14 protein-coding genes are annotated in these 14807 nt (G+C 40.9%); 5 read left to right on the forward strand and 9 right to left on the reverse strand.

Translation table 11 applies throughout. From position 1 onward, the window contains the following. Nucleotides 1-61: 61 nt before the first annotated feature. From pcnB to BW139_RS01155, 5 genes are read left to right on the forward strand one after another with little or no spacing between them, the layout of a single operon-like run. Nucleotides 62-1360, forward strand: a complete 1299-nt coding sequence (gene pcnB / locus BW139_RS01135; RefSeq protein WP_076918376.1) for a polynucleotide adenylyltransferase PcnB — start codon at nucleotides 62-64, stop codon at nucleotides 1358-1360. A gap of 3 nt (nucleotides 1361-1363) precedes the next feature. Continuing rightward, nucleotides 1364-1849, forward strand: coding sequence for a 2-amino-4-hydroxy-6-hydroxymethyldihydropteridine diphosphokinase (gene folK, locus BW139_RS01140; protein WP_076918377.1), 486 nt, complete (start codon nucleotides 1364-1366; stop codon nucleotides 1847-1849). Nucleotides 1850-1879: 30 nt separating this feature from the next. After that, entirely contained in the window at nucleotides 1880-2674 is a 795-nt protein-coding gene (gene panB, locus BW139_RS01145) for a 3-methyl-2-oxobutanoate hydroxymethyltransferase (RefSeq protein WP_008111181.1), read from the forward strand. Continuing rightward, entirely contained in the window at nucleotides 2674-3522 is an 849-nt protein-coding gene (panC, locus tag BW139_RS01150) for a pantoate--beta-alanine ligase (protein WP_008111183.1), read from the forward strand. The genes panB and panC overlap by 1 nt, the downstream gene beginning before the upstream one ends. Before the next feature lie 28 nt (nucleotides 3523-3550). Further along, nucleotides 3551-3790, forward strand: coding sequence for a hypothetical protein (locus BW139_RS01155; protein WP_008111185.1), 240 nt, complete (start codon nucleotides 3551-3553; stop codon nucleotides 3788-3790). 74 nt (nucleotides 3791-3864) lie between these two features. Here BW139_RS01155 and BW139_RS01160 read toward each other — a convergent pair whose 3' ends face one another. From BW139_RS01160 to BW139_RS01200, 9 genes are all read right to left on the reverse strand, one after another. Then, the gene (locus tag BW139_RS01160; protein WP_008111191.1) at nucleotides 3865-4833 is read right to left on the reverse strand and encodes a PstS family phosphate ABC transporter substrate-binding protein; all 969 of its coding nucleotides are present in this window, start codon (nucleotides 4831-4833) and stop codon (nucleotides 3865-3867) included. Nucleotides 4834-4940: 107 nt separating this feature from the next. Beyond that, nucleotides 4941-6257, reverse strand: a complete 1317-nt coding sequence (phoR, locus tag BW139_RS01165) for a phosphate regulon sensor histidine kinase PhoR (protein WP_008111193.1) — start codon at nucleotides 6255-6257, stop codon at nucleotides 4941-4943. A gap of 76 nt (nucleotides 6258-6333) precedes the next feature. Further along, the gene (gene phoB, locus BW139_RS01170) at nucleotides 6334-7023 is read right to left on the reverse strand and encodes a phosphate regulon transcriptional regulator PhoB (protein WP_008111196.1); all 690 of its coding nucleotides are present in this window, start codon (nucleotides 7021-7023) and stop codon (nucleotides 6334-6336) included. A gap of 639 nt (nucleotides 7024-7662) precedes the next feature. Next, nucleotides 7663-8727 (reverse strand): class II fructose-bisphosphate aldolase, encoded by a 1065-nt coding sequence (fba, locus tag BW139_RS01175; RefSeq protein ID WP_008111197.1) that lies wholly within the window; start codon nucleotides 8725-8727, stop codon nucleotides 7663-7665. Nucleotides 8728-8938: 211 nt separating this feature from the next. Then, on the reverse strand, nucleotides 8939-10114 hold the full coding sequence (locus tag BW139_RS01180) for a phosphoglycerate kinase (protein WP_008111199.1): 1176 nt from the start codon (nucleotides 10112-10114) through the stop codon (nucleotides 8939-8941). A gap of 49 nt (nucleotides 10115-10163) precedes the next feature. Continuing rightward, the gene (gene epd, locus BW139_RS01185) at nucleotides 10164-11177 is read right to left on the reverse strand and encodes an erythrose-4-phosphate dehydrogenase (protein WP_008111201.1); all 1014 of its coding nucleotides are present in this window, start codon (nucleotides 11175-11177) and stop codon (nucleotides 10164-10166) included. 183 nt (nucleotides 11178-11360) lie between these two features. Then, on the reverse strand, nucleotides 11361-12101 hold the full coding sequence (locus BW139_RS01190) for an SIMPL domain-containing protein (RefSeq protein ID WP_076918378.1): 741 nt from the start codon (nucleotides 12099-12101) through the stop codon (nucleotides 11361-11363). A 127-nt stretch (nucleotides 12102-12228) separates the two neighbouring features. Further along, the gene (locus tag BW139_RS01195) at nucleotides 12229-12852 is read right to left on the reverse strand and encodes a 3'-5' exonuclease (protein WP_076918379.1); all 624 of its coding nucleotides are present in this window, start codon (nucleotides 12850-12852) and stop codon (nucleotides 12229-12231) included. A 5-nt stretch (nucleotides 12853-12857) separates the two neighbouring features. After that, complete coding sequence (locus BW139_RS01200; RefSeq protein WP_076918380.1) at nucleotides 12858-14696, reverse strand: DUF294 nucleotidyltransferase-like domain-containing protein; 1839 nt, start codon at nucleotides 14694-14696, stop codon at nucleotides 12858-12860. Between the last annotated feature and the right edge of the window lie 111 nt (nucleotides 14697-14807).

A 14807-nucleotide genomic window follows, 5' to 3' on the forward strand; every position in this document is an offset into this window, starting at 1 on the left:
TCGACAAATTATCGGCCCAAGTGCCAATAACGAAAATGTCGCAATCAGCAGTGAGCCGTTAGTGATCCCTAGAGGTGAGCATGGTATTTCTCGCAAACAATTTAGCCCAAATGCAATCAAAGTACTCTACCGCCTAAAAGATGGTGGCTATGATGCTTACTTAGTTGGTGGTTGCATTCGCGATGTATTGTTAGGTCAACAACCTAAAGATTTTGATGTTGTAACCAATGCCACCCCTGAGCAAGTAAAAAAACTGTTTCGTAACTGTCGCTTAATTGGTCGCCGCTTTCGTTTAGCGCACATTGTTTTTGGCCGTGAGATTATTGAAGTGGCAACAATGCGCGGCCATCACGAAGCACAAGAAGATAAAAATCAAATTAGTCAGTCAAGTGAACACGGGCAACTTCTTCGGGATAACGTATTTGGTAGCATTGAAGAAGATGCAGAACGCCGTGATTTTTCAATCAACGCTTTGTACTACTCAATTAATGATTTTTGTGTTTACGATTACGCCAATGGCTTAGCCGCTATCAAAGCAAAACAAATTGAGTTGATTGGTGATCCTGAAACACGCTACCGTGAAGATCCGGTACGTATGCTTCGCGCAGTGCGCTTTGCTACCAAGTTAGATATGCAAATAGCGCCAGCAAGCGAAAAGCCGATTACCGAATTAGCAAGCTTGCTTGATAATATTCCGCCAGCGCGGTTATTTGAAGAAATACTCAAGCTATTTTTAAATGGCAAAGCACAGCAAAACTTTATCATGCTGCGTCAGTATGGTTTATTTAAGTCGTTATTTCCTGAGCTAGACCGCATTTTAGATAAAAACCCAGGCGGACTTGAAGAAACCTTCATAAAGCAAATGTTTGCCAACACTGATATCCGTATTAATGCAGATAAAAAAGTCACTCCTGCATTCGTATTTGCAGCTTTACTGTGGTTCCCGCTAATTGAACGTACTGAAAAAATTAGACGCCAAGAGCAACTATCTGAATACGATGCATTTGCTCAGGCAATTAATAAAGTACTGAGTGAGAATGCCCAACACATTGCCGTGCCAAAACGCTTTACGTTAGGTGCTCGTGATATTTGGCATATTCAACAGCGCTTAGATAAACGTGCTGGCCAACGTGCCTACCGCTTAACACAGCAGCCACGCTTTAAAGCCGCTTATGATTTTTTACTATTGCGTGTTGATGCTGGTGAAACTGAGCATACAGAGCTGGCACAGTGGTGGACACAGTACTTAGACCAAGATATTAATGGCCAAAAAGAAATGGTGCGAGAACTTGGTCATCAAGGTGGCCCAAAGCCACGTAAGCGACCTCGTCGTCGTACTACTAAAAAGCCAGCTGAGTAAATAATGCAACGTGTCTATTTGGGGTTAGGTGCAAACCTCAACAACCCTAAAAAACAACTTGATAACGCTGTTATTGCACTTAAAAGCTTGCCAAACAGCGAATTTATAGCCTGCTCGCATTATTATGCGAGCAAGCCTATGGGACCACAAGATCAACCTGATTATGTGAATGCAGTCGCCTGTATCAACACTTCACTTGAGCCAGAGCAACTACTTGATTTAACCCAAGCCATAGAGCTGGAACATGGTCGAGTTAGAAAGGCTGAGCGCTGGGGCGCACGCACACTGGATATTGATATTTTATTATTTGGTGAACACATTTTAAATACCGAACGTTTAACCGTACCTCATTACGGGTTAACTGAGCGAGAATTTGTTGTTTACCCATTGCAAGAAATTGCACCGGAACTGATTTTACCTAGCGGCGCATCTATCCAACAGATAGCAAATACTTTACCGCTTAACGACTTACAACAATTACCACGGTAATTAATTAAGGCCATTGTCTGCGAGAATATTATGTCTAAAATAACCGTTTCAACTTTGAATAAAATGAAGGCTGAAAGTAATAAAATCACTGCGTTAACAGCTTACGATGCTAGTTTTGCTAAGTTATTTCATGATAACGGCGTTGATGTTGTTTTAGTTGGTGATTCTTTGGGTATGGTATTACAAGGTGGCGATGATACCTTAGCGGTTACAAACCAAGAAATTGCCTACCATACTCGCTGTGTGCGCGCAGGAAGCCGTGATTTATTTGTTATTGCTGATTTACCATTTATGACCTACGCAAACCCAAATGATGCGTGTAAAAATGCTGCAGAGCTGATGCGCGCGGGTGCTAATATGGTCAAACTTGAAGGCGGTGAATGGCTGCATGACAGCATTAAATCACTCACCCAACAAGGTATCCCGGTATGTGGCCATTTGGGGCTTACACCGCAATCAGTGCATGTATTCGGTGGTTTTAAAATCCAAGGCCGTGAAGAAGCTCAAGCACAAAAAATTATTGCCGATGCAAAAGCATTAGAAGCGGCAGGCGCACAACTACTGGTGCTTGAATGTATTCCAAGTGCCTTAGCAAAACGCGTTACTGAGTCATTGAGTATTCCTACAATCGGGATTGGTGCCGGTAATGTAACCGATGGCCAAATTTTGGTTATGCACGATTTAGTGGGTATTTCTGCAGGTTACATTCCTAAATTTTCAAAAAACTTTTTACTCGAAACAGGCAATATGCCTGCTGCGGTTAAAAAGTATTGTAACGATGTCAAAAGCGGCGTATTCCCAAGCGCTGAACACGAGTTTAAATAATGCAGTCAATCACTGAAATTAAATCATTACGCAGTCAAATTAGAGCCTGGCGCCAAGCCGGTTTAAGCGTCGCATTTGTACCTACTATGGGCAATTTGCATCGTGGTCATTTTTCACTGGTAGAAAAAGCAAAAACACTGGCCGATAAAGTCGTCGTCAGTATTTTTGTTAACCCAATGCAATTTGGCGCTAACGAAGATTTAGACAGTTACCCGCGCACCTTGGATGCTGATAAACAAGGTTTAGCCGATCTTGAAACAGATATTTTGTTTATTCCCAGTGTAGAAACTATTTACCCTAATGGGTTAGGTGCACAAAGCTTTGTTGATGTACCTGGTATTTCAATGGGATATTGTGGCGGTTCACGCCCAGGTCACTTTAAAGGCGTAGCGACTGTTGTTACTAAGCTATTTAATTTAGTACAGCCTGATTACGCTTGTTTTGGTGAAAAAGATTTTCAGCAGCTACAAGTGGTTAAAACCATGGCCACTGATTTATCAATACCAGTAGAAATTATTGGCGTACCTACCATGCGTGAAGTTAGCGGCCTCGCTATGAGCTCGCGTAATGGGTATTTATCAGCTGATGAAAAACACACCGCTCCCGCTTTATTTAACACCTTAAAACACTGTGCTCAGCAACTTAAAAGCGGTAATAAAGACTTTGCCACACTTGAAAATGAAGCGAAGAGTGCATTAGAAAACGCAGGTCTAAAACCAGATTATTTTTCGATAGCTCAACGAGATACATTAAAAGCTGCTACACTCGAAGATACACGATTTGTAATTTTAGCTGCCGCCTTTTTAGGTAGTGTTAGATTAATCGACAACCTACAAGTTGAAGTTTAATCTTGGTAGCTACACTTTAAGGACAAGCATGAAAACTTTTATAAAAACTAGCTGTGTGGCTTTTTCGTTTGCAGTTCTCGCTGGCTGTCAGAGCCAGGCGGGTAATCCGGCACTTAATCAATGTGCTCAACAAAGTTATCAATGTGAAACCAGCTGCGAGCAGCAAACAACGACCGATAGTCTTAAATCGCAAGTTTGCTCATCAAAGTGTATTGAGGCGTACAATCAATGCAAAGTACAAGCTGAAAACTTAGGTAAAGCTGACTAATAGCAATCGTCGGCATAAATTGTAAAACAAAAAAACCGCTCAATGAGCGGTTTTTTATTAATTGCTTCAGTTGCTTATTTCAAGCCTAGCTTTTTCAGTTCTAATTCAACTAACTTTGCAGAAAGAGGTACATACCCATCTTTTTCTACAATTTTTTGACCTTCTTGAGAAAGTACCATCTTTAAGAACTCAGCTTCAACTGGGCCAAGTGGCTTATTTGGGTGTTTATTTACATAAACATATAAGAAACGTGACAGTGGGTATTTACCTTGCGCTACGTTTTCAAGCGTGGCATCAACAAAGTTAGTGCCTTTTTTCGATAACGGAACAGTACGTACACCCGATGTTTTATAACCAATACCAGAGTAACCAATCGCATTTAATGACGCTGAAATTGATTGTACAACAGAAGCTGAACCCGGTTGCTCGTTCACGTTATTACGAAAATCGCCTTTACATAACGCTTTCTTTTTAAAGTAACCGTAAGTACCTGATACTGAGTTACGTCCGTATAATTGCACGTCTTTTGCAGCCCAATCACCTTCTAGACCAACATCACTCCAGCGATTTACTTGCTCTGGTGCACCACATTTACGAGTTGATGAGAAAATAGCATCGATTTGATCAATGCGTAGTCCTTCGATTGGGTTATCTTTGTGTACAAATACGGCCAACGCATCAATTGCTACACGCACTTGTGTTGGTTTGTAGCCATGACGCTTTTCAAATGCTTCAATCTCTTTTGACTTCATTGCACGGCTCATTGGACCTAAGTTAGCCGTACCTTCAGTTAGTGCTGGTGGCGCAGTAGACGAACCTGCCGCTTGAATTTGAATATTTACATTTGGGTAAATACGTTTATATTCTTCAGCCCAAAAGGTCATCATGTTGGCTAATGTGTCAGACCCTACCGATGAAAAGTTACCTGATACACCGCTAATTTTTTGATACTCAGGAATACCGTCTTCTAATGCAACCGCTTGTGCAGATACAAATGTTGTAACAGCCACACCCATTGCGGCAACTAAGTTTTTAAATTTCATTTTGGGGTTCTCCAGTTTGTTCGTCCCATTTCCTAACTGCGGTTCACTCTAAAGTGAGTACATGACAATGGTGTGACTCTTAAATGACACTTTTATGACCACTCTAATTACGCCACTGATGGCGCAATTGCGATAAGTCTATCGCTTGAGAATGCGAAAGAAAAACAGGAACCTTTACCCAGTTCACTGTGGATTTTTAATTGACTACCATGGCGAGTAAGTACATGTTTAGTAATTGCCAAACCAAGTCCAGAGCCACCTGTAGTACGACTTCTGGCTTTATCTACTCGATAAAAACGCTCAGTTAAGCGGTTAATATGTTCAGGTGCAATACCATCACCATTATCGGTAACACTAAAACATGCTTGTTGGTTGTTGCGCTGCCAAAGCACCTCTATTTTACCGCCTGGTTTAGTATAATGAATGGCATTAAATACTAAATTTGAAAATGCACTTCTAAGTTCATCCTCAGCACCGGTAATATCAAGTGATGTATCAATATTAAAAGTAAGTTGATGGCCTTTGTCTTGATTAATAGATTTCGCTTCTGTTTCAATTAACTTTAATAATCGTGGCACATTCACCGCTTTGTCATTACTGTGTTGCTTTGCTCCTTCGATGCGCGATAACGACAACAACTGATTGACTAAGCTATCCATACGCTTGCATTGCTCTAGCATAGTAGTTTGTGCTTTATTCCACATTGCAGGCGGGGGCAGTGAATCACTATCGAGCATTTCAAGGTAGCCGGTAACAACCGTTAAAGGTGTTCTGAGCTCATGAGAGACGTTTGCTACAAAGTCTTTACGCATTTGCTCAAGTTGCTTTAAGCGAGTGACATCGCGTACCACTACCAACAACTGTGTATTGGCATAGGGCATCACCCTAAATTCAAGAACTTGCTCAACACTGTGGCCACTTTCAAGCTCCAATGCATCGCTAAACTCTTTACGGCGCATATATTTAGCAAATTTAGGATCGCGAATTAAGTTATCTAAGCGCTGACCATGATCAACCGGCCACTGTAACCCTAGCACTTTGAGTGCAAGCTGATTACACCACACAATTGATAAATCGTTTTGTAGTACAACAACGGCATCAGGTACGGCCTCAGCGCCGTCGCGAAAACGCCGTATCAGTTCTGCCAACTCATTACGCTTTTTACGATTGCGGTGTTGCAGCTGATAAATACCTTCAAATACTTGCTCCCACGACCCTTCCCCTTCAGGCGGGTTAAAGCTGCGTTGATTATGCAGCCAGTCACTTAAGCGATAAAGCTGATGGTAATGCCACATAAGTAGCGAAAAAGCGCCCAAAAACAACATCAAAAATGGGGCACCAATAAGCACCCCAATTAAAAGCAAAGGTATAAAATAGACAAACAGCCGTTTGGTTAACGCCTGCTTGTTAATAACTCGATACATACACGCTCTTTACCTTATAAACGCTAGCAGAAGTTTGACTGTGCTAGGTTAATAGATTGTGACTTACGAAGTAAACTTATAATTTACTCGAAAAGCGATAACCAGCACCGCGAACTGTTTGTACTAAGCGGTCGTGTCCAAGGGTTGCAATTGCTTTACGCAGGCGACGAATATGAACATCTACAGTTCTATCTTCAACATAGACGTTAGTACCCCATACATGATCAAGTAATTGCTCTCGGCTATATACACGCTCTGGATGGGTCATAAAAAAGTGTAACAGTCGAAATTCCGTTGGTCCCATATCAAGCTCACTGCCACCTGATGTCACACGATGCGAAATAGGATCTAAACGCAAACCATGTACTTCAATGGCCTCTTCAAGTGAGGTAGGAGCAACACGACGAATAACTGCTTTAATACGCGCCATTAACTCTTTAGGTGAAAACGGCTTAGTAACGTAATCATCAGCACCGACCTCTAAACCGCGTATTTTATCTTCTTCTTCGCCGCGGGCTGTCAGCATAATGATAGGAATTTGGCGTGTGTGTTCATTTTGTTTGAATTTTTTAGCGATTTGAATTCCACTACCGCCAGGTAGCATCCAATCAAGTAACACCATATCTGGATAAGGTTCAACCATTGCAGATATTGCAGAATCATAATCTTCTGCCTCAATGGCTTGAAACCCATTTTGTTCTAAAACAAAAACCAACATTTCCCTGATAGGTGCTTCGTCATCAACGACTAATACTTTACGTGACATTCCAATTTATCTCTTAGGCTATTGAGTAGGTTTCATTATTATGACTAAGTATGACATTTTTATTAAAGTGTAACGTGGAAATCAAAATGAGCGTAAAAAAAACACAAAATAGTGACAAAAAATTAAATATGTCATCTTTGTATCATCATAAGCTGTAAATAATAAAGCGGTTTGAGGTGTTAATCGCTTAATAATTGCGCGTAGTTTTAATATTATTTATGAGATCATCAAATTACTAAGCGACGAGTTTTAACAGCTATATTTTTAGTCTGATCATAAAAGCTGACTGTGCCACGACACTATTTAGATCAGCTTTATTAAGATCTTAAATATCAGGATCAGAGTTTTATCAAGCAGATCCCTTTACGGATCACTATTTTACCCACTACTAAAGCTAAACCAATGATTTTTTGTATAATTTTCATTCTATCATTGCGCTTTACGATGCCTAAATGAGTAAAACATGCCCATTTTAGCGCTTTAGTTAGTAAAGTAATGATCCCAGATATGACCAGTTAGTAATCGAGTGATCCCAAATTAATAACTAGGTAAAATACTGATCCCCCACAGATCAAAAAAGCCAGTGCATAGGCAACTGGCTTTTATAATGAGTGCGAGAGTATCGCTATTATTGGCTCACTATTTTATTTTTGGGTTTAGCTCACCGCTTAAGTATTTAAGGTGCATTTCATCCAATGAAATTGGCTTAATTTTACTTGCTTGACCTGCAGTACCAAACGCTTCGTAACGGGCAATACAAATGTCAGTCATTGCTTGCGTTGCAGCGGCTAAGAACTTACGTGGGTCGAAGTTAGACGGGTTCATTGCTAAATGACGACGGATTGCACCGGTAGACGCTAAACGTAAGTCAGTATCAATGTTTACTTTACGCACACCGTATTTAATACCTTCAACAATTTGCTCAACTGGCACGCCGTAAGTTTCTGGGATCTCACCACCGTATTGGTTGATCACCTCTAACCACTCTTGTGGTACTGAAGACGAACCATGCATTACTAAATGCGTGTTTGGTATACGCGCATGAATTTCTTTAATACGATCAATTGCTAAAATGTCGTCGGTTGGTGGACGAGTAAATTTGTAGGCACCGTGTGATGTACCACAAGCAATAGCCAGCGCATCAACATGGGTTTTATTTACAAAGTCTGCCGCTTCTTCTGGATTTGTTAGCATTTGCTCAGTGGTAAGTTTACCCTCAGCACCAACACCATCTTCTTCACCCGCTTCACCAGTTTCAAGTGAACCTAATACACCTAGCTCACCCTCTACAGATACGCCACACGCATGCGCCATTTCAACTGTTTTACGTGTTACATCAACGTTGTAATCATAGCTTGAAGGTGTTTTACCATCGCTCATTAATGAGCCATCCATCATTACTGATGAAAATCCTAGCTGAATTGAACGCTGACATACACCCGGTGATGTACCGTGATCCTGATGCATAACCACTGGAATATGTGGCCATTCTTCAACTGCCGCTAAAATCATATGACGAATAAAAGGTGCACCGGCATACGCACGTGCGCCCGCAGAACCTTGCACAATAACAGGGCTGTTTGTTTTATCAGCCGCTTCCATAATTGCACGCATTTGCTCTTGGTTATTTACATTAAACGCGGGTACACCGTAACCATGCTCTGCGGCATGATCAAGAAGTTGTCGCATACTGATTAAAGCCATTGGGTATTCTCCAATTTATCGGTAGTTATTTTACTACCTAGTTTGAACGGATTTGTTAGTTTGGCGCAATCACTGCGCCATGAATTAAAAGGCAAATGGCCTAAAATTCATATTATTAACGACTAAATAAAAGTGAGAGGTATTTACTCGTTAATTGTAGCAGATGTGGGATAAGCACATCTGCTTTACGGCTAGCTAATACCCAAAGGTATTATTTAGCGCGTGATTCTAGCATTGCAACTGCAGGTAATTTTTTGCCTTCTAAAAACTCTAAGAACGCACCACCACCTGTAGAAATATACGATACTTTATCACTAATGCCGTACTTATCAATTGCCGCTAGGGTGTCACCACCGCCTGCAATAGAAAATGCGTTCGAATCAGCAATCGCTTTTGCAATGGCACGTGTACCATTACCAAATTGATCAAACTCAAACACACCCACTGGGCCATTCCATACAACCGTGCCCGCATTAGCAATAATTTTTGCAAGTTGATTTGCGGTATCGGGGCCAATATCAAAAATCATATCGTCGCTGGTGACTTCACTTACATCTTTAAGTGTTGCTACAGCTGACTCTGAAAACTCATTACCTACAACAACGTCTGTGGGTACCGGTATTTCGCCATCGTTAGCTTTCGCCGCAGCGCATAAACGATTTGCTTCATCCATTAAATCAGCTTCATAAAGTGACTTACCTACAGGATGGCCAGCAGCAGCAATAAAGGTATTGGCAATACCACCACCGGTAACCAGCTGATCAACAATTTTAGACAATGAATCAAGTACCGTTAATTTAGTGGATACTTTAGAGCCACCCACAATTGCCACTAACGGACGAGCGGGGTTATCAAGTGCTTTACCTAATGCTTCTAGTTCAGCCGATAATAATGGACCGGCACACGCGACATCAGCAAACAAACCCACACCATGGGTTGACGCTTGAGCGCGATGCGCAGTACCAAAGGCATCCATTACGTAAACGTCACATAATGCAGCTAATTGCTTTGATAAGGCTTCGTCGTCTTTTTTCTCGCCTTTATTAAAACGCACGTTTTCAAAAACAACCACTTCGTTATCTGCAACATCAACGCCGTTTAAGTAATCTTTTTCTAGGCGAACAGTTTGCTCAAGTGCATCATTTAAGTAATCAACAACGGGTGCTAATGAAAACTCGTCTTCGTATTGCCCTTCCGTAGGACGGCCTAGGTGTGACATAACCATCACTTTCGCGCCTTTTTCTAACGCAAGTTTGATAGTAGGTAGTGCTGCACGAATACGTGCGTCTGACGTCACTTTACCTGCTTTAACGGGTACATTTAAATCTTCACGAATTAATACACGCTTGCCGTTTAAATCTAAATCTGCCATTTTTATGACCGACATGAACATCTCCTTAGTTAACGATACTAAACCAATAAATACGTTTTAAATATTACTTAAATGCCATCATAGCACGAGCGGTATCAAGCATGCGATTCGCAAACCCCCACTCGTTATCACACCAAACTAGTAATTTTATCAGCCGTTTATGACTAACACGTGTCTGTGTGCCATCAATAATACAAGAATGGGGATCATGGTTAAAATCAACCGATACCAGCGGCTCTTCGGTGTAACTTAAAATACCTTCAAGCCTGTCTTTAGCTTGTGCTTTAAGCGCACTATTAACCGCGTTTAAATCAACATCGGTATTTACCGTGACACTTAAATCCATGGCAGTCACATTAATGGTCGGTACACGAACGGCAATGGCCTCAAAACGACCTTTAAATTTAGGTAAAATACGGTCGATACCACGGGCTAATTTTGTGTCTACCGGAATAATAGATTGGCTAGCGGCACGAGTTCGGCGTAAATCATGGTGATACGCATCAATCACTTGCTGATCGTTCATTGACGCATGAATCGTTGTAATGGCGCCAGATTCAATACCAAAGGCATCATCGAGTACTTTAATAACAGGAACAACGCAGTTGGTGGTACACGAACCATTAGAGACAATAGTATGCTCGTTTTTCAGCTCATCGTCGTTTATGCCATACACAATGGTCGCATCTACATCATTATCAGCAGGATGGGAAAACAACACTTTTTTAGCGCCTGCGGCAATATGTAACTGCGCGTGCTCACGTGAGTGGTACACGCCTGTACATTCAAGTACCACGTCAACATCTAGCGTTTGCCATGGTAATTCAACTGGGTTTTCTTCACAAAATAATGCAATGGTATCATCAGCAACGCTGATAGTGTCTTCACCTAGTTTAACTGGGAAGGTAAAGCGACCATGAGAGGTGTCGTATTTTAATAAATGGGCAATAGCTTCAGGGTCGGCTAATTCGTTAATCGCAACAATTTTAATCTCGTCGCTTAAGCCTGATTCGTATAGTGCGCGGACAATATTTCGACCAATACGACCAAAACCATTAATTGCAAGTTTGATTGCCATGAAATATAAAATCCACTCTAGTTACGTACAGAGAAAGGCAGCGTCGCCTTTTAGATGGCGGTATTGTAATCGACCTTGCCTGTGATTATAAGAGCCAAGCATTAGAAACTTTAAATTAACGTCAGAATCAACACGCAATGCGCTTTTACTTTTAGCTCGGCTAATAGGTATTTGCGGTATTTGCTATTTTAGTTTTAAATCAAACACCACGTTTATAGATGCTTTAACGCTTATTGTTGCACCTAAATTTTGCTGCTGCGTAAATGGGCTCTCGTTATTTCTAGCAGCCATGCTATTTCTGTGGCTAGATAAAATAATGTGCTTAACACCGCTCGCGTCGTAATCTGAGCTACTGGAATTTGCACTAATACTATAAACGTTGCCAAGTTCAGCACCAAAAGACTGAGCGAGCTTATTTCCCTTCGCTTTTGCGTTATCGATTGCTAATTGTGTCGCCTCTGCCTCTAACTGCGTGGCCTTGGAGGATAAACCATTAATTTTTTTGATATTGTCTATTTGTAAGCGTTGAGTAAAATCAATAAACTCATCGACTTTTTTAATATCTTTTAATGTTACTTTAACTGTTTTCAGTGCTAAATACTTATCCCCTGAAGCAATCCCAGATTCTGTATCAACCCTAGTGTATACCTTACTTTTTAAACCCGATATATGAACATCACCTTGCCCAAAAGCGTATTTGTCTAGTTCTTCGAGTAACAAACTAATCCGGCCATCAAGGTCACGTTTAGCCTCAAGTAATGTATCTTCAATGCTTTTTACTTCAAATATAATTTGAGCCATATCTGGCTCAACTAATACCTCAGCTGTGCCATGCACAGAAATATGACGATTAGCTGGCACGCCTGAATTAGCAAAAGCAATAAGAGGGAATAAGGTAATAAAAATAGCGATGATAAGTTTCATATTCGTTCCTTGAATTTTTAATTAAACATGCGTTCCCATAATTATACAAACAAGAAGAAAAGTAAACTGAATAAAACTAAGCCATTGTGCCTACTTTAAAGTTGGGTTTCGCTTCGCTCTTCAGAACCTACGTTAGATCGCCTACTTTAAGTTCTTTACCGGCGCCTATTTGGTGGCATTGGGCTAATAACAATTCGGCAGTGGCTTGTGCATCGGTAAGCGCGTGATGACAATGATAGCTTGGTAAATCGTAGCGATTACGGCATTCATTTAAGGTTAAATCATCTAATTTTATATCGCTTGCGTGTTGCAGTAAGCGCTTTTTTTCTATTTGTAAGGTATCGATGATCAGCTTAGGCCGCTGGGTGATCCCTGCATTTTTTAGTGCTAACTTTAAAAAGCCCCAGTCGAGCATGGCATTATGAAATACTAAAATGCAGTCACTAAAGTGAGCGCTTAGAGACATTAAAATACTCTGTAGGCTTTGCCCTTGTGCCACCGAGTCAGTACTAATGCCATGAAAAACAGGGCTTTGCTCTAGACTTTTAACCTCTTTATTAACGATATGCTGCGACTGACTGTTTTTAATACATTGATTATCAATCAGTACCCAAGCAACCGAAACAATTTCATGTTGTTTAGGATCAAGCCCTGTTAATTCTAAATCAATCACTAAGTAACGTTGCTTTAGAGCACTTTGCGCAAGCAAGTGGCGACGCTTTAAGTACCGCGTAATAAGCTGCTTAACCATTATTGTTACAAACTCCCACGCGCAAATTTAAACGCCGCACCTTGCTGCGCTTGCTTTACTAAGTAAAACGCTTCTTTAAGCTGATGACGTTCTAACGAATTGAGTTTGTCTGGGTTAATACAATTACTGGGTAACCCTTCTTCGTTTATTTGCGTGCGCAGCCGAAGCTGAGTTACAAATCGCCAACAATCTTTTAAATTATAAATATCTTCTTTGCTTAACAATGAATACTTTAATAAGGCATCCAATCGCTCTTGGGTGTTAGCACGGCGAATGCCTACTTTTAATGCATAAAGTCGCGCTAGATCGTTAATGATCACCACCCCGCGCTTTTTAAGATCGATGTACTTGTGGTGTTGTTCTGTTTTTTCGGTTTTAAAGTTATTAAATAAACCAATCGGCGCACTATTAGCGTTAACATCGCTGGCCATTGCCGCATAAAAAAGATCGTTGCGAGAAATATGGGTCAACTCTTCACAAAACTGGCTATAGAGTGTGGTTGAGCCTTCAATAAAACGCAGATCGAAAAAGATTTTACAGTTTAACATTGCTTGGGGTGTGGGACTGGTGATCCACTTTAAAAACTTCGCCCGCCAATCACTAACACTCATTCGACACGCATCACTGCTAGCCATTATGTTACCGGGGCAACGACGAATGCCGCACTCAACTAAGTTTTCACATACAAATTCGCCCATCTGTTTAAAATATGCGTGCTGCTCATCATTTAAACCATCAGGTAATAACAAGCCATTATCTTGATCTGAATGCAGTGTTTGCTCTTCGCGCGCTTGAGAGCCAAAACAAATAAAACTAAAACTGGTAGGCGCGGCGCCATGGTGTTGTTGAAATAAAAAAATGAGTCGCGAGGTCAACGCATCGGTTAAACCGCTGAGTAACTTTCCGATCAGCGAAATGTCATCAATATTATTTGAAAACCCTTTTAATAACTCAGGAATTTCTTTCGCGTAACGTTTTAAATCAGCCACATTATGGGCCTTGTAAATACGACCAATGAGCTGCACTGGGTCGCTTTTTTGCTGGCGTAGTAAGTCTGTACTGGTGATCATTCCTAGCGGTTTATGATTTTCATCAAGCACAGGTAAATGATGAATATTATGCTTAAGCATTAAATGCAGTGCTGAAAATACGCGATTATTTTCAAATATAAACTTAGGCTTATTGGTCATAATACTATTGATAGCTTGCGCAGGGTCCACTTCATCAGCAAGCACTCGGTTACGTAAATCACGATCAGTAACCACACCAACAAGGTGCGAATTTTCGGTGATCATCATTGATGAAACCCCGTGTTCTTGCATTTTTTTAGCACTATGGCGGATGCTGGCATCGGGGGGCAGCGTAATCGCTTTGCGAGTCATGATCTCTGATATTTTACGCTCAGACCAACTGTCGTTATTGCTTTTATAATGTGATGACAGCAATCGATTAGCATGAGCACGAACAAAGTATTGCTCGAATGCTTTATATTCTCGACGTAAATAATCAAAGTGCGTTTGGTCGAGCATATACACTATGCCCTCTTTTTGTACTTCTAAACTGTTTTGTATTGAATCTCCCGTCAGTAACGAGGGGTAACCAAAGTAATCACCTTGAGTTAAACGCGTTACTGTATCGCCTTGAGCATCCACTAAATCGTATAATCCAGAGCGAATTAAAAACAATTTAGGCTGTTCACTGTTAAGCCATTGCGTTTGGTTTTCTCGGGTCAAATAAATACTATCAAGATGGTTAACAAAATAACTGCAGGCGCTGTCCTGTAACATTGAAAATGGTGCTTGCTTGTTAATAAACTGCGCGACTTCCTGTTGCTCACTACTCATAAATCATCCTCAATAAAAAAGCGACTTAACCTGAAATATGGTTATTTAATATAGCGATTATTTAATGTAGTCATTATTTAAACAAATAAAAAGCCCGACTTAAGTCGGGCT

Origin of the sequence: Pseudoalteromonas sp. SK18 (assembly GCF_001974855.1) — a bacterium.
GTDB lineage: Bacteria > Pseudomonadota > Gammaproteobacteria > Enterobacterales > Alteromonadaceae > Pseudoalteromonas.